This is a genomic window from Flavitalea antarctica (genome assembly GCF_054461535.1).
Genome location: NZ_JBTLQG010000007.1, coordinates 77,637 through 97,459, shown reverse-complemented (window position 1 = coordinate 97,459; position 19,823 = coordinate 77,637). Strand labels below are relative to the sequence as shown.

General features: G+C 44.6%; 10 protein-coding genes. 7 read left to right on the top strand and 3 right to left on the bottom strand.

The genetic code is table 11. From position 1 onward, the window contains the following. Window positions 1-112: 112 nt before the first annotated feature. Together ACX0G7_RS09345 and ACX0G7_RS09340 are read left to right on the top strand one after the other, a co-directional pair. Window positions 113-2,836 (top strand): family 78 glycoside hydrolase catalytic domain, encoded by a 2,724-nt coding sequence (locus ACX0G7_RS09345; RefSeq protein ID WP_458923190.1) that lies wholly within the window; start codon window positions 113-115, stop codon window positions 2,834-2,836. Window positions 2,837-2,889: 53 nt separating this feature from the next. Next, window positions 2,890-3,783, top strand: coding sequence for an SMP-30/gluconolactonase/LRE family protein (locus ACX0G7_RS09340; RefSeq protein WP_458923189.1), 894 nt, complete (start codon window positions 2,890-2,892; stop codon window positions 3,781-3,783). 103 nt (window positions 3,784-3,886) lie between these two features. On the opposite strand, the gene ACX0G7_RS09335 is transcribed toward ACX0G7_RS09340, so the two are convergent. From ACX0G7_RS09335 to ACX0G7_RS09325, 3 genes are all read right to left on the bottom strand, one after another. After that, entirely contained in the window at window positions 3,887-4,744 is an 858-nt protein-coding gene (locus tag ACX0G7_RS09335) for a fumarylacetoacetate hydrolase family protein (protein ID WP_458923188.1), read from the bottom strand. Between the two features lie 47 nt (window positions 4,745-4,791). Next, window positions 4,792-6,054, bottom strand: coding sequence for a DUF6786 family protein (locus ACX0G7_RS09330; protein WP_458923187.1), 1,263 nt, complete (start codon window positions 6,052-6,054; stop codon window positions 4,792-4,794). 108 nt (window positions 6,055-6,162) lie between these two features. Continuing rightward, window positions 6,163-7,824: a UxaA family hydrolase gene (locus ACX0G7_RS09325; protein WP_458923186.1), complete on the bottom strand. Its 1,662-nt coding sequence runs from the start codon at window positions 7,822-7,824 to the stop codon at window positions 6,163-6,165. Between the two features lie 194 nt (window positions 7,825-8,018). Between ACX0G7_RS09325 and ACX0G7_RS09320 the strand changes: the two genes are divergently transcribed. From ACX0G7_RS09320 to ACX0G7_RS09300, 5 genes are all read left to right on the top strand, one after another. Next, entirely contained in the window at window positions 8,019-9,311 is a 1,293-nt protein-coding gene (locus ACX0G7_RS09320) for an acetylxylan esterase (protein ID WP_458923185.1), read from the top strand. 31 nt (window positions 9,312-9,342) lie between these two features. Next, window positions 9,343-10,689, top strand: coding sequence for a 3-keto-disaccharide hydrolase (locus ACX0G7_RS09315; protein ID WP_458923184.1), 1,347 nt, complete (start codon window positions 9,343-9,345; stop codon window positions 10,687-10,689). Window positions 10,690-11,228: 539 nt separating this feature from the next. Further along, window positions 11,229-14,387, top strand: a complete 3,159-nt coding sequence (locus ACX0G7_RS09310) for a SusC/RagA family TonB-linked outer membrane protein (RefSeq protein ID WP_458923183.1) — start codon at window positions 11,229-11,231, stop codon at window positions 14,385-14,387. Between the two features lie 10 nt (window positions 14,388-14,397). Then, on the top strand, window positions 14,398-16,275 hold the full coding sequence (locus tag ACX0G7_RS09305; RefSeq protein ID WP_458923182.1) for a RagB/SusD family nutrient uptake outer membrane protein: 1,878 nt from the start codon (window positions 14,398-14,400) through the stop codon (window positions 16,273-16,275). A gap of 134 nt (window positions 16,276-16,409) precedes the next feature. Further along, window positions 16,410-19,820 carry a VCBS repeat-containing protein gene (locus ACX0G7_RS09300; protein WP_458923181.1) on the top strand — a complete coding sequence of 1,137 codons (3,411 nt, stop codon included), beginning with the start codon at window positions 16,410-16,412 and terminating at the stop codon, window positions 19,818-19,820. The last annotated feature ends 3 nt before the right edge of the window (window positions 19,821-19,823 follow it).

Below are 19,823 nucleotides of genomic sequence, written 5' to 3'. Positions count from 1 at the left end.
TAACTTCATACCATAAATGGAAACTAACTCAACCAGCCAGCTAAAACCTGGATGGATAATATCAAAGCAAATCAATAGATTCCTATCATCGACTACTCAATAATTCGCTACCATGAGAAAATTTCTTCTGCTTTTAAGTCTCGCTTTCCTGGTTACCTCCAACGGCAATGCGCAAACGACCGTTTATGACATACTCATTGAGAATCTTAAAAACCCGGTTGGTATTGACATAGCCAAACCGGCCTTCAGCTGGAAAATACAGGGCAACGAACGAAACCTCATGCAGACTGCTTACGAGGTTCGTGTTGGCAGTGATCCTTCTGGTTTACGAAACGGAAAAAACATCACCTGGAAGAGTGGCAAGGTGACTTCGGGTCAATCCTTACATAATATGTACGGAGGCGCTCCACTGGAGTCTGCCAGGAAATACTACTGGCAGGTGAGGGTCTGGGATAATAAGGGTAAAACTTCGCCCTGGAGTGAAGTCGGGTCATGGCAAATGGGTTTGTTAAATGAAGCCGACTGGGAAGCCAAATGGATCAGTATCGGTTTTATCGAAGATTCGGTTAACCGGCCCGGGCAGTTGTTCAGGAAAGAATTTACGGCTGCAAAAAAAATAAGATCAGCTACTGCTTTTATAACGTCTCACGGGATCTATGAAGCGTTCATCAATGGCAAACGTGTAGGTGATTATTATCTTACGCCGGGTTGGACGAGTTATAACAAAAGGCTTCAATACCAGGTTTATGATGTTACGGCATTGCTGAACACCGGTAAAAACGCAATGGGGGCCGGGCTGGCCAGTGGCTGGTATCGCACACCGCTCGCCTGGGAAGCAAACCAGAACCTCTATGGGAAGGAACTTGCCCTGCTTGCTCAGATCCGCATTGTTTATAATGATGGAACGGTCGAAACTATAAGCACCGATAACAGCTGGAAGTGCTCTACCGGTCCCGTAAAATCATCGGAGCTCTATGATGGCGAAGTGTATGATGCCAACTTCGAAAAAAATGGCTGGGCCAATGCCGGATTTACTGATCAGGACTGGTTACCCGTCAAACTTGTTAACGCTGCAAAAAACACTCTTCTTGCAACCTATAATGAACCGGTAAAAAAACACGAGCGTTTTAAAGCACTCAAGTTAATAACAACACCAAAGGGAGAAAAAGTTATCGATTTCGGGCAGAACCTGGTTGGTCTTGTTGAGGTAACCGCCACTGGTAATAAGGGAGACAGTCTGAAAATTTACCACGCAGAAGTGTTGGATAAAGCCGGGAATTTTTATACCGATAATCTCCGTGGAGCAAAACAGTTAAATACTTACATAGTTAAAGGCGGAGAGCCACAGACTTTTGAACCACACTTCACCTTCCAGGGTTTTCGGTTTATAAAGCTGGAAGGTTTCAAAGGCGATATTAACCTTGAGAACTTTACTGCCGTTGCCATGTATTCTGATATGAAACCAACCGGGAATTTTAAAACCTCCAACACCCTTATCAACCAGCTTCAGCATAACATACAATGGGGGCAAAAAGGCAATTTCCTTGATGTACCCACCGATTGCCCGCAACGGGATGAAAGGCTCGGCTGGACGGGCGATGCGCAGGCATTTGCGCGTACGGCTACCTATAACATGCACGTTTATAATTTCTTCAACAAATGGCTGAAGGACCTTGCGGCAGATCAGACTGATAAGGGAAGTGTTCCTTTTGTTATACCGCACGTACTTGCAAAGGGAGCTGATGGTTCAACCGGTTGGGCCGATGCTGCAACCATTATTCCATGGACAATGTACCAGGCCTATGGTGATAAACGAGTGCTTGAACAACAATATCCAAGCATGAAAGCCTGGGTTGGGTTTATGGAATTAAACTCAACAGAAAATCTTTGGAATAAGGGCTTCCATTTTGGTGACTGGCTTTTCTACAGGCCTGATGATGATAACAGTGGGATGGGTGCGATCACTGACAAGTACATGATTGCACAATGTTTCTATGCAAACTCCGTACAGATCATGATCAACACCGCGAAGGTGCTTAACAAGCCAGAGGACGTCAAAAAATATGAACAGCTGCTCAATGATGTGAAGGCAGCTTATCTTAAAGAATATCTTACCCCTGGTGGACGTCTTGTTTCGGGTACCCAAACCGCCTATGTACTCGCATTGAATTTTGATATGTTACCGGAAAATCAACGGCAACAGGCTGCAAAAAGACTGGCAGACAATATCAAGGTATATAACAACCATCTTACCACCGGGTTTTTAGGTACTCCTTATTTATGTCATGTATTGTCAAGGTTTGGATACACTGATGTTGCTTTTAAATTGTTGATGCAGGAAACTTATCCTTCATGGCTTTACCCGGTTAAGCAGGGAGCCACAACGATCTGGGAGAGATGGGATGGTCAGAAGCCCGATGGAAGTTTTCAAACCCCGGGCATGAATTCATTCAATCACTATGCCTATGGTGCTATCGGAGACTGGATGTATCGGGTGATTGCCGGTGTTGATACCTATGATTCCATGCCCGGTTATAAACATATTTCTATAAAGCCGCATATAGGTGGTGGACTTACCGAAGTGGCCGCCGATTATGAAACCAATTATGGAAAGCTGAGATCTGAATGGAAAATCAATGATGGGAAGTTTAATTTAAATGTGGAGATACCTCCGAATACGAAGGCAACGGTTTATATCCCGGCCAATTCAGCCGAAACAGTTTCTGAATCAGGCAAAGCATTGTCCGCTGTCGGCGAATTAAAGATCAGCGGCAAGGAGGGAGAGTATGTTGTGGTAGAACTTGGGTCAGGCGTTTACAATTTCACCGTGAGGTGAACGGGCACAATGGTCGTTATCCGATGGCACAATTTCGGTAAGTAGTTAATGCAATGAAAACAATAAAAGCAACCGTGGCATTTAAACAGGAAGCCGTTCTTGGTGAAGGACCGGTCTGGGATCATATTACCCGTCAATTATACTGGGTGGATATCAAATCAAAGAAAGTGTTTGTGTTTGATCCGGCCACACGCCAACACAAATCATGGTTGCTTGATCAAATGGTGGGCTGTATAGCAGTTACTTCGGATAATGAGATTGTTTGCGCCTTGCAGGACAAGCTGGTCAGACTAAATACATCTACCGGTGACCAGCCTAAGCTTGCAGAGATTGAGGCCGGGCTTCCGGACAACCGCTGCAATGATGGAAAGGCAGATGCGGCGGGGAGACTCTGGGTTGGAACCTTACATATGCCAGGGGAAAAGGGTAAGGCGGCATTATACCGGGTAGATAAAGATTGCAGCGTGACCAAAATGGTTCCCGGTCTCGGCATGTCTAACGGTCTTGCCTGGACGCCAGATAACAAAACTATGTATCTGATAGATACAGAAGTGAAACATGTGCTGAGTTTCGAATTTTCGATACCCGGTGGAGCGCTCGCGAATAGACAGGTTGCTCTCGATCTGAAAGACGAGGAAGGCAGCCCGGATGGGATGTGTATTGATGCCAACGGCAATTTATGGATTGCTTTTTACGGAGGCAGTAGGGTTGCCTGCTATAACCCTGAAACCGGTGAACAGTTGGCGGAGATTTCCGTACCGGCTGTAAATGTTACCTGTTGCACCTTTGGTGGCAGGGACCTGGACACATTGTTTATTACTACTGCAAGGGACGGTTTAGATGAAGACGCGCTCAAGTCCTATCCCGATACAGGAAGCCTGTTTATGGCAAACCCAGGCGTAAAGGGTCTGCCGGCAAACCGGTTTATAACGGCTGAGCGTGTTTAGGCGTGCAAGTGCATCTTTGGTTGTTTAAGGGATAGTGCCCCCTTAGTAACAGATCATTGATAGTTCGGGGGGACTTGTTGTCCTTACTAAATGACATCCCGGGTTACCTGTCATTCTCCATAATGGCCACAGTATTCGTTAGTGTGCCTATGCCCATAATGGTAATGTTGACTTCATCACCAACCTCCAGGGTAAAATGGTCGGGGGGTACCACTCCTGTTCCCGTCATCAGCATCACGCCATTAGTAAACCTGAATTCCCGGAATAAATAATCGACCAGCTCGGTATGTTGTCTCTTCATCCGGTCAAGTGCGATCTGACCATTGAAAACAGATTGCTGGTTGCGCTGAATATCAAGTTCTATGATAGTAGAGGGTGATATCGGTTCATCCGGAACATAAATACATGGTCCGAGCGCTGCACATCTCTCATACATTTTTGCCTGTGGAAGATACAATGGGTTTTCGCCTTCAATGCTACGGCTGCTCATATCGTTGCCGACGGTATAGCCATTTATTCTTCCCCTGGAATTGATAAGTAAAGTCAGTTCCGGTTCCGGAACATTCCATGTTGAATCTTTGCGGATATTGACCGGTTCATTGTGAGCGGAGATCCGGTGTGGTAATGATTTGAAAAACAATTCGGGTCTTGCTGCATCATAAACCTGCGAATAACAATCTGCAGCACCACTGGCTTTAGACTCTTCCATCCGGGCATCACGGCTCCTGAGATAGGTAACACCTGCCGCCCACAATTCCTGGCTCCCGACAGGTGCCTGCAGATGGCGTACAATAGCGGTTTTCAGGACTTCAGGATCAACCGGTTCACTTTTCATAGTGATGCCAACTAAATAATTATAGAGATTATCACTATTGACTATTGCATCCCAGTCCTGATCTATTTTATAAGCGTTATTGTCATGAACGATAAAGTTCCCTTTGGAGGTTTTGTATAAATGCATGATGCTGATAATTGAAGTGCTTAAACTTATTAATGTTTTGGTTAAAACTAAGGATTCGTTTTTGTTATGCCATCTTTTACTTTGCTGAGCGAAATGCCCAGTACTGTAAGGGCCAGTGATTCGAGTTTCCCGAAATCTCCTTCAAAATGAAAAGTGCTCTGCTTATAGACCTGCGATTCTCCGGGCTTAAGCGGCATGGCCGGGGAAGAAGATTCGATCTCATAAAATGGCCCCATCTGTGTGCCGTCTGCGAGTGGGCCATCATTATAGGCGTTGACCGCATCGCCGGCATATGGATTTTGTTGAAGTTCCCATTTGGAATTAACATATGAAGCATTTCTGTCCACAGTAAATTTAGTAATGGTAAGAATATTATTCCTGAAGTCGAAGCTCCCGGCCACCGGCTTTGCGATTGACGGGGGAATGCCAACTTTGGATCTGTATTTTCCGTCACAATTCAAAACCAGGAAACTATCGGTAATGGTCAGCCGATCCCGCGGAATCGCTCCGAAATAATCTTTGGTGATAAACTTTTCTGCACGTTCAACAGGATCAAAGGGGATCAGGACCTTTGTTTGATCAGAAGGCGTAAGCATGGCCAGGAGCCAGATAGATAATAATCCGCTTTCTTTTTTCCAGGCAGCGTTGCCGGTGTTTTTGATTGAGTTCTCTGAAGAATAAGCTACGGAGGATATGGTTGGATCAATTTCGATATTCAACTCCCGTGCGATTTCCGCCGGTGATAACAGGCTGACCTTGCGGTTGATTTCCAGGTTGAAAACAGTTCCTGAGTAGTTGGTCAGCACTGAACTTTTTCTGAAAGTGGCTGATTGTGCATCAGCACTGACAACGTCAAATGTGACTGTATCTATTATGGCTGGTACCTGCCATTTATCAAAGGCAAATGAATCCTTTCCTTTAAAATAAACAGAATACTGGCCGCCCTCAGGCCCCAGCCAGAAGCGTTCCTCTCCACCAACAGGATTGAATTGTTTTTTCTTTTCGGATGAAGCAATCAGGTCGTAGTTCAGCCAGCCATAACTGGTCCCGCCGGCCCCTTTCGCCGATGAGGTCATAACCCTGCCCTGGTAGTCAGCAGAAAGTAGAACCATGGCCCTGCCATCAGCATCTTTTAATTCATGTGTCTTCGCAGTATTTTTTTTGAGGAAATCTGCATCATAGGCATAACTTCCTTTTGTTGGCATATTGTCTGAAGAATCTGATTTGGTTATCTCCGGCTTTGATTGGTCAGCATCATTACAGGCAATTGACAATAAGAGCACGGGCAGCAAAAAAAAATTTGCATTCATATGGAGCAACTTTAATATAAGGGCTGCCCTGTCAATAAGCTTTATCCTTACTACAAGTCAGCCCGATGAGTTATGGATGTCATAACCCGCAAGTCATGGTCTATAATTTTACAGAGAGATGCCTCTTTTCCATGGTATGAAATCATCATGCCCGGCGGCTACCGCTTTCACAGGGATCTCGCCACTTGCCACATCTATAACGTACTGCAATATACGAGAACCTGCCTCTTCAATGGTTTCCTTTCCTGCAATGATATCACCGGTATCTATGTCGATAATATCATTCATTTTATTATACAATGCGGTGTTGGTTGATAATTTGAGAACCGGTGCTATGGGATTGCCGGTCGGAGTGCCAAGACCGGTTGTGAATAATACAACATTAGCGCCCGAACCAACTTCGGCGGTGGTAGATTCAATATCTCCCCCAGGTGTACATAATAAGTTCAATCCGGGTTTAGTTACTTTTTCCGGATAGTCGAGTACATCAACAACCGGCGAGCTGCCACCTTTTTTTGCCGCACCGGCACTTTTTATTGCATCGGTGATCAGGCCATCTTTAATATTACCCGGGGAAGGATTTGCATAGAAACCGCTGCCCAATGCCGTGGCTTTGGCATTATACGTATTCATTAGGTCCATAAAACGCTCCGCAATCTTGGGTGTCAGACACCTGTCGCTCATTTCCTGTTCAACACCGCATAACTCTGGAAATTCGGAAAGTATAACAGAACCTCCAAGGGCTACCAGCAGGTCCGAGGTATAGCCAATTGCGGGGTTTGCCGATATACCTGAAAATCCATCCGAGCCTCCGCATTCGAGCCCAATACATAATTTATTGAGAGGAGCCGGTTTCCGCACCGATTTGTTTGCGATCACCAGGCCTTCAAAAGTCTGGCTGATGGCCTGTTGCAGCATCTTCTTTTCGTTGCCGATCTGTTGTTGTTCCAGTATATACATCGGCTTTGAAAACGATGGATCGCGTTTGGCAATCTCTTCCTGGAGAATGCTGATCTGTGCGTTCTGGCAACCAAGACTCAAGACTGTTGCGCCTGCAACATTCGAGTGAGTGATATAACCTGCCAGCAGTCCGCAAAGCGCCCGCGCGTCCTGCCTGGTTCCACCGCAACCCAACGTATGATTAAGAAATTTTATGCCATCAACATTCGGGAAGATCTTTTGCTGCCTTGGAGCTTCTTCCTCAAATAGGGTCTCCGTCTGCAGGTCAGCAGCAAAAGCATAATTCTGCCCGTTACCATGCCGTTCTATAAGCTTTTCCACATAAGCTTCGTAAGGTGATTTTGCAGGCGCATATCCAAGTGCTTTTGAAAAAGCTTCCTGCATAACATCCACGTTTTTGTTCTCACAGAAAACAAGTGGTATCACTAACCAGTAGTTAGCAGTACCAACTGATCCGTCGGCCCGGTGATGACCCATAAAAGTTTTCTTGCGCCATTCATCAACATTGGGCACCTTCCATGATATACGGCGTTCCTTCAACCTGTATGAATCTGAGGCATGGGTAATATTTTTCGTTGTGATCAGGCTGCCGGGAGGAATATCAACGACAGCCTTACCTACCAGCACTCCGAACATAATTATCTCATCGCCCGGTGCAAAATGTTTCAGAGAGAATTTATGTTTGCCGGGGACAGTGTCCATCAATGTAATCTCATGGTCACCACATTTCACAACCGTCCCTTGCTGAAGATCGGTTAGTGCAACTTCAAGATTATCGTCGGGATGAATTTTTAAAGTTTTTCTTTGCATCGAAGTGTAGAAGATTTAATATTGAGTTTTGCATCTGAAATAAATCTTGTTCTGAAGAAACCTTCAGAGCCGGTTTATTTATAACTGTAAATTTAATGTATTATAGGGAATAGAGATCCTCTTACCAAATCGCCCTGCGAAATAATATAATGTTACGAAATCCGATTATCATTCAGAAGATTAAAGATTGCACAATGTTCAGATCAAAATTGCTTGCCTGTTTTTTAATTATTGTGGCGTTTACTGCCAAAGCCCAGCCGGGAGAACAACTCGTGAAAGTAGTCATTGCCCCGGATCGCGATAACTGGACCTACAAGGTTGGCGAAAAAGTTACCTTCAATGTTTCCGTGCTGCAGTTCGGTAACCCGGTTAAAAATGCCCGGATAGTTTATGAGTATGGCCCGGAAAAGCTGGATCCCATTAAAAAGGATTCGATGACCATTACAAATGGAACTTTTAAGATCGACGCCGGCACCATGAAGACTGCTGGATTTTTGCGTTGTATTGTCACAGCAAGGGTCGATGGAAAGGAATACCGGAGATGGGCGACAGCGGCCTTTGATCCACTTACTATCAAACCCACGGTAGCCAATCCAAGCGGGTTCAAAAGTTTCTGGGACAGTGCTAAAATTGCGCTCTCGAAAATCCCCCTGGATACAAGGATGACCCTTTTACCGGAGCGTTGCACGGAGAAAGTGAATGTATATCATGTAAGTGTTCAGAATTTCAACAATTCGCGCGTTTACGGAATTTTGTGTGTGCCCAGGAAAGAAGGCAGGTACCCGGCATTATTGTCGGTGCCCGGAGCTGGGATCAGGCCTTATAATGGCAACATCGCCATGGCCGAACGCGGAATGATTACACTGGAAATTGGTATTCATGGTGTGCCGGTAACAATGGATCCGATCGTCTACACTAACCTGGCTTCCGGTTCGCTGAATGGATATCAGAATTTCAACCTGGATGACCGTGACAAATATTATTATAAACGCGTTTATCTTGGCTGTGTAAGGGCCAATGATCTGCTGGTCAGTCTGCCCCAGTATGATGGCGAAAACCTGGCAGTAACCGGGGGCAGCCAGGGAGGTGCGTTGTCGCTTGTTACCGCAGGACTCGATGACAGGGTCAAACACCTGGCAGCATATTATCCCGCGCTCTGTGATGTTACCGGGTACCTGCATGGAAGGGCAGGAGGGTGGCCGCATTTGTTCGCTCCAAATAATATGGCCTTCAATAACAAAAAAGACAAGATTGAAACTGCTGCTTACTATGATGTGGTCAACTTCGCCCGCAATGTGAAAGTGCCGGGAATGTATACCTGGGGATTTAATGATGACGTTTGCCCCCCAACCTCGATGTATGCAGCCTATAACGTGATACCGGCAAAAAAAGAACTTTATCTCGCCCTGGAAACCGGCCATTGGACGTTTCCCGAACAAACATTAATGATGAACAACTGGCTCGCCGATCAGTTGAAGGTTAAATGATATAGCCGGTTAAAACAAAAAATCTGAATTGATGAAATATTTGCTGAGTCTCGTGTTTGCTGTTGCAGCCATCACAGTTTCCGGCCAGGGGAACTGGGAAAAATTATTTAATGGCAAGGACCTTTCCGGATGGAAACAATTAAATGGAAAGGCAACTTATGAAGTTAAGGATGGAACAATTGTTGGCACAACGGTGGCCAACACCCCTAATTCGTTCCTGGTTACAGAAAAGGACTATGGCGATTTTGTCCTCGAACTTGAGTGCAAAGTTGACACATCGATGAATTCAGGTATACAGGTAAGAAGTTTGAGTAAACCCGATTACCAGAATGGCCGTGTTCATGGTTACCAGATAGAAATAGATCCCTCACCCCGTGCATGGAGCGGTGGTATTTATGATGAAGCCAGGCGTGGATGGCTTTGTACCACCGATTATAATCTGCCGGCAAAAAAAGCTTTCAGGAACAATGCCTGGAACAAATACAGGGTGGAGTGCATCGGGTCGGTTATCCGGACCTGGGTGAATGGTATACCTGTCTCACATCTGATAGACGATCTTACTCCTTCAGGATTTATTGCATTGCAGGTTCACTCGATCAGATCGACTGATAGTCCCGGAAAACAGATCATGTGGCGGAACATACGGATCCAGACAAAAAATCCGAAGTCTTCCGCATGGGATAATATTAAGGTAGTAAATCTTATGCCCAATACCATTTCAGAACAGGAAAAGAAAAACGGCTATTCCCTGTTGTGGAACGGGAAAGACACACAGGGCTGGAGAGGAGCTAAGAAAACTTCATTTCCGGAAAAAGGCTGGAAGATCGAAGACGGCACCATCCGGGTTTTGGCATCCAATGGAGGTGAGTCAACCAATGGTGGGGATATCGTGACAACAGAAGAATACGCCAGTTTTGATTTCGAATTTGAATTTCGATTAACTGAAGGGGCAAACAGCGGTGTAAAATATTTTGTAACTGAATCAGAAAAAAACAGTGGGTCTGCCATTGGCCTCGAGTACCAGGTATTGGATGATGAAAAACACCCCGATGCAAAAATGGGTCAGGGTGGAAACAGGACAATGTCTTCTCTGTATGACCTTATCCCAAGGACCGAAATCCCGGCTTCGAAAAAGAAAATCGGCGAATGGAACCGCGGTAGAATAGTCGTATATCCGGACAACCGTGTTGAACACTGGCTGAACGGTTTTAAGGTAGTCAGTTACACCCGCGGCTCTGCAGAATATAAAGCCCTGGTTGCAAAAAGTAAGTACAGAAATTATCCGAATTTCGGTGAGGCTGCGAAGGGTCATTTGTTGTTGCAGGATCATGGAAATGAAGTTTCGTTTCGTAGTTTGAAAATTAAAAAAACGAGCTAGAACGCAGTGTTGTGTTTGCTTTTACCGTTAACGCAAGGGTGAGTAACAATAATGTTCGCTTCATTTGCACACGATAATTATCCATCTAAATGAACCCTAAAAAATAAATGTTAAAATTACATTAATAATTAAAAAAGATTCCTTTAACTTGCTTTGGCTATGATATATCATTGAGCCAAACAATGATAATCGAATTGCTTTTATTGATTGCTTGTATGTTGTGACTTAAGCCCTGGTTAAGCATTAGTAGTAACGGTACACGATTGACTAAAACACATAAAACTGCTTGTATGAAAAATGTTTCTTGTGTCGAAAGACATCCTCCTTATTCATTTCGGGTCCAGATAATTTCTTCAATTATACCGACTTTCAAGAGTAGTTAATACTCCTTGCGATAATTCTGTGGACGATCTGCACACGCCGGCATATCGTCCTGTACAGATGTATTCTCATACGTTTTTTATTCTCAACCTGCAAATAAAACAAGCCATATGTTCAAAACCCATTATTTTAAAATTAGCTGTCTAAGCTTTTTTGTCATGCTATTGTGCTCGTCCGGCTCTTTGTTTGGCCAGTCGACAGTACGAATAGCTGGTAAAGTAACCGATGACAAAGATTCAGCAATTGCAAATGTCAGTGTTGTTGTAAAAGGTACAACCACAGGTACAACAACTGATGAAGGCGGAAACTTCTCTTTGTCTGTTACTGATCCGAAAGCGACGTTGGTGTTTACCGGCGTGGGCTATCAATCGCAGGAGGTTGCGCTGGCTGACCAGACGGAACTGGTTGTGCGAATGAATACTTTATCCAATGATCTGGAAAATGTTGTTGTGGTCGGTTATGGTACACAAAAGAAAGTGACAGTAACCGGGGCCGTTGCAACTGTTAAAGGAACCGAGCTTGAGAAATCGCACACGGTGAACCTTTCCAACGCACTTGCCGGCCGTCTGCCTGGTGTTACCGCGATACAATCGAGTGGTGAACCGGGTTATGATGGTTCTGCAATCCGTATCCGTGGTACAAATACTTTGGGTAACAGCTCAGCGTTGATCGTTATCGATGGTATCCCTGACCGTGCGGGTGGTCTCGATCGTATCAACCCGAATGATATAGAAAGTATGTCAGTGCTGAAAGATGCCTCGGCTGCTATTTATGGAGCAAGGGCGGCAAACGGTGTTATCCTTATTACTACCAAGCGTGGTAAAAATGGTAAGCCGATGTTGAGCTACGATTTCAACCAGGGCTGGTCACAACCAACAAGAATACCAGAAGTTGCCGATGCTGTCGAGTATTCTACGATGGCTAATGAACTGGTTTTATTTAAGGATATTCCTGCTGACCAGTGGGCTGCTGCCTGGAACTCTTTCAAAACTACCGGTAGTTACAAGCGTACAAATGACAATGTAACTATCAACGCTACATATAAACCAGATGATATCAGAAAATCAGCGGACGGATCAGATCCATGGGGACATCCAAATACAGACTGGTTTGATGCTACCTTGAAAACCTGGTCGCCCCAGACAAGACATAGCCTGCAGGTAAGCGGCGGTACAGAAAGTTTAAGATATCTCGCCTCTGTGGGTTATCAAAACCAGGATGGTTATTACGAGAACTCAGCAACTGGATATAAACAATATGATGTTCGTCTGAATCTGGATGCCAAAGTAAATAAATACATCAACATCGGTATCGGACTAGTTGGTCGTGAAGAATACCGGTTCTTCCCAACAAGGGGTGCAGGTGCAATATTCCGTATGCAAATGCGTGGTAAGCCAACAGAACAGGCTATCTGGCCTAACGGTTTACCAGGACCAGACATTGAGAATGGAGAGAATCCGGTGGTGATCACTACCAACCAAACCGGTTATGATAAAGATACCAGGGATTATATCCAGACAACTGGTAAACTTGAGATCAACATCCCTGGAGTTAAGGGTCTTAAACTTACTGGTATTGCGGCGCTTGATAAATATTACAGGAAAACAAAAAGGTGGGAAACTCCATGGTCCCTGTATTTCTGGGATAAGACCAGCTACGAGGCTGATGGTGTTACACCAAAACTTGAGAAACGCGTAAGATCTACTTTCAGTGATCCAAGGCTTGGCCAGGCAAATGAAAATAGTCTCAACATTAACCTTACCGGGTTATTGAACTATGACACTAAGTTTGGAGATCATACCATTAATTTCCTGGCAGGTGTTACCAGGGAAACTGTAGAGTTTGAAAGTATAAATGCATTCAGAAGATACTTCCTGTCACCTGCGATTGACCAGATGTTCGCCGGTGGCGACCTTGAGCAGACTATAGGCAGTAACGCTTATGAAAGAGCCCGTCTTAGTTATTTTGGTCGCGTCGGCTATAACTACAAAGAGAAATATCTTTTCGAGTTCCTCTGGAGATATGATGGATCTTATATGTTCCCTGAATCCGGCCGTTTTGGATTCTTCCCTGGTATCCTTGCAGGTTGGAACATATCTGAAGAAAACTTTTTTGCGAACAATGTAAAGTTCATGGATTTCCTTAAGATCAGGGCTTCCTACGGCCAGATGGGAAATGACCAGGTATTCTATAATGGAGTTTTGCAGGAATATGCTTATCTCTCTACGTACACGTTTAACAGTTATATTATCAATGATGCTGTTCAGCGCACTTTACAGGAGAGACTTGTTCCAAATCCTGACTTCTCATGGGAGGTTGCCAATAACCTTAACTTAGGTCTTGAAGGTGCCTTGCTCAATAACAGGTTAAGCTTTGAATTCGAGTACTTTTATAATAAAAGAGATAACATCCTTGTTCAGCCATTAGGAACTACTCCTGCCAGTTCTGGTATAGCGTTTATTTTGCCACCAGTTGCATTAGGTAAAATGGAAAACAAAGGTTATGAATTCAAACTCACCTGGGCTGAGCAGAAAAGTGATTTCAGATATTCTATAAGCGCTAACGGAGGTTTTGCAAAAAACAAGATCATCAACTGGAGCGAAAATCCAAACGCGATCGAATACCAGAAATCAACCGGCAAAAGTTTCGGTACGAATGGTCCAAACTTTCTTGCATACCAGTATGATGGTGTTTTCCTTGACCAGAAAGAGATTGATGCCAACAAGATCAATTACTCCGCAGCAACCAATAAGTTACTGCCAGGCGATATGAAATTTAAAGACATCAATGGTGATGGAAAAATCAATGCTGACGACCAGGTGCGTCTTGATAAGAACCGTGATCCAACATTTACCGGTGGTTTGAATATCAACGCTGGTTACAAAAACTTCGATTTATCTATCCTGTTCCAGGGTGCGACTGGCGGTCTTCTCTTCATCGGAACTGAATCCGGTGATATTGGAAACTATCTGCAGGACACTTATGATAACCGCTGGACTGTTGAAAATCCAAGTTCTAAAGATCCAAGGATCTCAAACCGTGGTGGCACTTACTATACCGGTGGTGGTTTCGGAAATAATACTTACTTCCTGAGAAGCAGCGATTACCTGCGTTTGAAAAACGTTGAGATAGGTTACAACCTCCCGGTAGATATCAGCAAAAAAGCGGGTCTTAGCACAGTCAGGGTTTATGTAAGTGGTCTCAATCTGATCACATGGGATGAAATGAAGATCTGGGATCCGGAATCTACAAGCAGCAGCGGTCAGTATTATCCTCAAGCAAGAATTATCAGCTTTGGTGCTCGTGTAACTTTATAAAAAAATTGGTATGAAAAAATATATCAGGATTACATCATTTATGGCGCTGGCAGGAATTGTGCTGGTTGCCTGTAAAAAGGACTTTCTGAATACTCAACCGCTGGGCCAGGTTCCTGCGTCTGAGGTTTGGAAAGATCCGGCGCTGTCAGAAGCGTTTGTGAACAGCGTTTATTTTAGCAATGACAGCCGCGGTAACCACGGTCTCGGCAATGGCGGTTTCGATGAACAGATGCTCGCCTCTCTTTCAGATGAAGCGATTTTCACACATGCGGGACGCGGTATCAATACAGTAAACGAGGGAATTTTGAACCCCTCAAATCTGGGTTGGACCAACTATACTTACGAGTGGCAGAATATGTATGAAAAAATCAGGTCTGCATTGATCGCCAAAGAAAATCTTCCCATCGCCACATTTGAGGATGCGGCACTAAAGGATCGCTTACGTGGCGAGGCTTGTTTCCTTTACGCCTATTATAACCAGCAAGTACTCAGATATTATGGTGGTGGCCCGATAGTTACCAAAACATATGGCCTGGGCGAGGACTACTCCGCTGAGAGAGGTACATATGCAGCCAATGTGGACAACATCATAAAAAACTGTGATTCGGCTATTACTTTTTTAACCGGTAAAACGATAGCAAAAGGTCGTGCTTCCGCAAATGCCGCAAGGGCTTTGAAGGCGAGGGTGTTATTATACGCTGCCAGCGATTTACATGATATGCCTACAGCGAAAGCAAAATCAACTGTTATCAATGCTTTTTCAAAACCTGAGGTGCTTGGCTATACTTCCGGCACACGCGCTGCCCGCTGGACGCTTGCAAAAAATGCTGCCAAAGCAGTGCTTGATGCAACCAGTGGTTATAAATTGAATCTTGCCGGTCCTGAATTACCTGAAGCGGCCAGGACTAACTATATCTCCATTGCAATGGGAGGTGGATCTAAAGCTCCCGGACTTGATGCTACTGCATCCTCTGAAATCATATTTGGTCGTTACTTTATCGCCGCCAAACAAGAAGGTGGCCGCCAGATGGGTCTGAATAACGGTCCTAATGGTTATAACAACTGGGCGGGTAACACACCCATTCAACAGTTGGTTGACGATTATGAAATGATGGACGGAACTAAATTTGACTGGTCTAATCCAGCACACCAGGCTGCCCCATACAAAAATCGTGATCCACGCTTTTACGCTACCATTCTTTATGATGGTGCACCGTGGAAACCGAGGTCAGGAACAATCGATCCTGCAAACCAGGTCCAGTCTGGCCAATACCAGATGGCATCAGGAATGCAACCAGGACTTGACACCCGCCAGAGCTCTATCGAGAACTGGAATGGTTCATGGACTGGATACTATGCCAGGAAGTTCATTGATCCGAACCCTGCATTAAATGACAACAAAGACAGACAGGATATTCCATGGCCATTTTTTCGGTATACAGAAGCAGTCTTGAATTATGTTGAAGCCTGTATAGAACTGGGTGAAGATGCCGAAGCCAGGACATGGTTGAATAAGATTCGCTTTCGCGCTGGTATGCCTGCCGTCACGGAGTCTGGCGATGCTTTACGCCAGAGATACCGCAACGAAAGAAGAATCGAAATGGCTTATGAAGAACAGCGGTTCCATGATGCGCGCAGATGGATGATTGCTCCAACCACATTAGGTAGAAAAACTGTTTATATCGTTGTCAGGGGCACTCTTAAACCTGGCATGACTGCAGTGACTCCTTACAAATATGATGAGAGCAGGTACAACTATACCTACACGCCCACTGTGGACAACAGTCTAGAGAATCGTAATTGGCTGGATAAAATGTATTTCCTTCCTATAAGCAGGGATGAAATTCAAAAGAATTCAAAACTCATACAAAATCCCGGCTACGAATAAATCTTTCTGTAAATAAAAAAAATCTGTGCTCATGCTTATGCAGCACAGATTTTTTATTTTAGCGAATCCGTAAAAAACATCTGTGAGCATTTACTGAAGCCAGTTGGCTGATTATCTCAATAAAATTTCATTCTTTGAACTTCTTAATAAAGAATATTTCTCTGTACGGGACAACGTTGAAAATGCTCATGACTATGATTGGCCGGGGTGCGTCGCGTGTTCTGACATGTCTTATTTTGTTGTCGTGTTTATACCTGTTTCAGGCCTGTAGCAGTGATAGCAAAAGCGATGATCAGGACGAAAGCGGGACGGGGGCTGACGAAGAGGAACTCTTTCAGTTATTGTCGCCCGATCAGACAAATATCACATTTGAAAATACCCTTACTGAAGGCATCAACACTAATGTGTTGATGTACGAGTATTTTTATAATGGAGGTGGCGTTGCTGTTGGTGATCTTGATAACGATGGTCTCGAAGACATTTATTTTACCGCGAATATGGCTCCCAACAGGCTTTATCTTAACCGGGGTGACCTGAAATTTGAAGATATCACTGATGAAAGCGGGGCTTCCGGCAGGGGTGGCCCATGGAAAACCGGTGTGACGATTGCAGACATAAACGGCGATAATAAACTCGATATATTTTTATCTTACTCCGGGAAGGTGAGAGGCGAAAATCGCCTTAAACAACTTTATATAAACCAGGGTGTAGAAAACGGTGTGCCTCGTTTCGTCGAATCTGCTGCATCTTATGGAATCATTGATAGTTCTTACACAACACAGGCGGTATTTTTTGATTATGATCTTGACTCGGATCTTGACTTATTTTTGCTGAATCATAATCCTAACGCTATTCCTATACTTGATGAAGCGGGCACTGCAGATCTGATCGGCCGCAGGAACCCGCTTATCGGTGTTCGCCTGATGCAGAATAATAATAACAAATTTACAGATGTTACTGAGCAGTCCGGACTTAGCAGCTCGGAGCTAACTTATGGTCTTGGCGCAGCTGTTTCAGACATCAACAACGATGGTTGGCCCGACCTGTATATATCGAATGACTACTCCGCTCCTGATTACCTATACATAAATAATAAGAAGGGTGGATTCATAAATGAAATCCAAAAGCGACTGGGACAAACTTCTCATTTCTCGATGGGTAACAATATTTCCGATATCAACAATGATGGCTTACCGGATATATTTACCCTTGATATGTTGCCCGAATCCAATGAACGACAGAAACTATTATTTGCGCCTGACAATTATGAGAAATTCAATCTTGGCCTCAGGTCGGGACTGTATTATCAGTACATGCGTAATATGCTTCACGTTAATAATGGTAATGGGTCTTTCAGTGAGATGGCACAGTTCTCCGGAGTTTCAAATACCGACTGGAGCTGGGCACCTTTGTTCGCCGACTTTGACAACGATGGCTGGAAAGATCTCTTTGTAACAAACGGATATACGCGGGATTTCACTAATATGGATTTCATGAAGTATATGGGCGACTTCCTGAAGAACCGGAATCTTATGCGGCAGGATATCTACAATCTTGTTCAACAGATACCTTCCTCATCACTTGCTAATTACATGTTCAGAAACGATGGTAAACTAAGGTTTCAAAACAAGAGTAAAGTCTGGGGTTTCGATAGTACTGCCAATAGCAATGGAGCGGTGTATGCTGATCTCGATAATGATGGTGACCTTGACCTGGTCATCAATAATATCAACAAACCGGCTTTTGTGTATGAAAACAAAAAAGCAAAAAACACGAATGCAAATTATCTCAGGGTTCAATTAACAGGAAACGGCGCCAATACCCAGGGACTCGGAGCAAAGGTGACAATATATACCAAAGGCAAGATTCAGTTCCTTGAGCAGATGCCCAACCGGGGTTACCAGTCTGTCGTTTCAGGTATCCTGCATTTTGGGCTCGGTGCAGAACAGGTGATTGACTCGTTGCGGATCGTCTGGCCCGGGGGAAGCACAGAACTGATGAAAAATGTGAAGTCCAACCAGCTCTTGAACATAAAGCAGGCATCGGCCACTCAACAATACCAGCAACCGGCGGTTCCTTCCGGAATATTTACCCAGGCTGCTTTCGCGGAACTGCCAACAGGTAACGTTAAAGAGTTCAATGACTTCAAACGCCAACCACTAATGGCGAACCCGTTGTCATCCGACGGGCCATGCCTCGCGAAAGCCGACGTGAATGGAGATGGACTCGAAGACATCTTTGCAGGTAGCGGAGAGGGAGCTGCTGCATCTGTTCTTTTCCAGGCATCTGACGGGCAATTTTCCCGGTCTTCTCAACCTGCATTTGAGGCAGATAAAGGCAGCGTAGATGCAGATGCGATATTTTTCGATGCTAACAATGATGGTCACGCGGACCTGTATGTCGCTTCCGGAGGGTATCATAACTATGTGCCAGGTGATGTATTGCTCCGCGACCGGCTGTATATGAATAATGGTAAAGGGATATTTTCAAAAAGCCAGGATGCTTTGCCGCCGATGACCAGTAGTAAAGCATGCGTTGCAACTTCGGATGTAAACGGCGATGGCTTTATGGATATCTATGTTGGCGGGCGGGTAATTCCGGGACGCTATCCCGAAACCCCGGAAAGTTATCTGCTCATTAATGATGGAAAAGGAAAGTTCCGGAATGAAATCGACTCGAGAGGAGGTTCTCTTCAAAAACTGGGTATGATTACCGATGCCATTTTTATGGATATCAATGGTGATAAGGAACTTGATCTCGCGGTCGTAGGCGAATGGCTGCCCCTGACCATATTCATTAACGAGAAAGGTAAACTCACGAATCGTACCAGCGACTACGTTGACAAAAATTATCATGGATGGTGGAATAAAATTGATACAGCAGATCTTAATAATGATGGCAACACTGAATTGATCGCTGCAAACTATGGCCTCAATTCACAGATCAGGGCAAGTGAAAAGCAGCCGGCTGAAATGTATTATAAAGACTTTGACGATAACGGAGCCGTGGATCCTATTCTGCTCTGTTATATCCAGGGAAAGTCCTACCCTTATCTTACGCGTGACGAATTACTTGACCAGATAAGTACCATGCGTACCCGGTTTACCGATTATAAAGGATATGCCAACACAACACTGAATGACATCTTCGATCCGGAGCAGTTGCAGGGTGCGGAGCATCTTATTGCCAATACATTTGAAACAGGATTCTTTATGAGAACGGGCACCGGCAAGTTTTCCTTTAAACCATTACCAGCAGCTGCCCAGTTGGCACCTGTATACGCCATCGGAATAACAGATTACAATAAAGACGGCTTTAAAGACTTGATCCTCGGTGGAAACATCAATAAGCCCAGGCTGAGGCTTGGGAAGTCAGACGCAAATTATGGGCTGTTACTGAGCGGCGATGGAAAAGGGGGCTTCCTGCCTGTTTCACAAGCTGTATCGGGCTTCAATGTAAGAGGTGATACCAGGAGTATTATGATTCTGAACAACAAGGTGCTTTTCGGAACTGATCGTAAGATCGTTGCTTATCATCGTAATTGACGA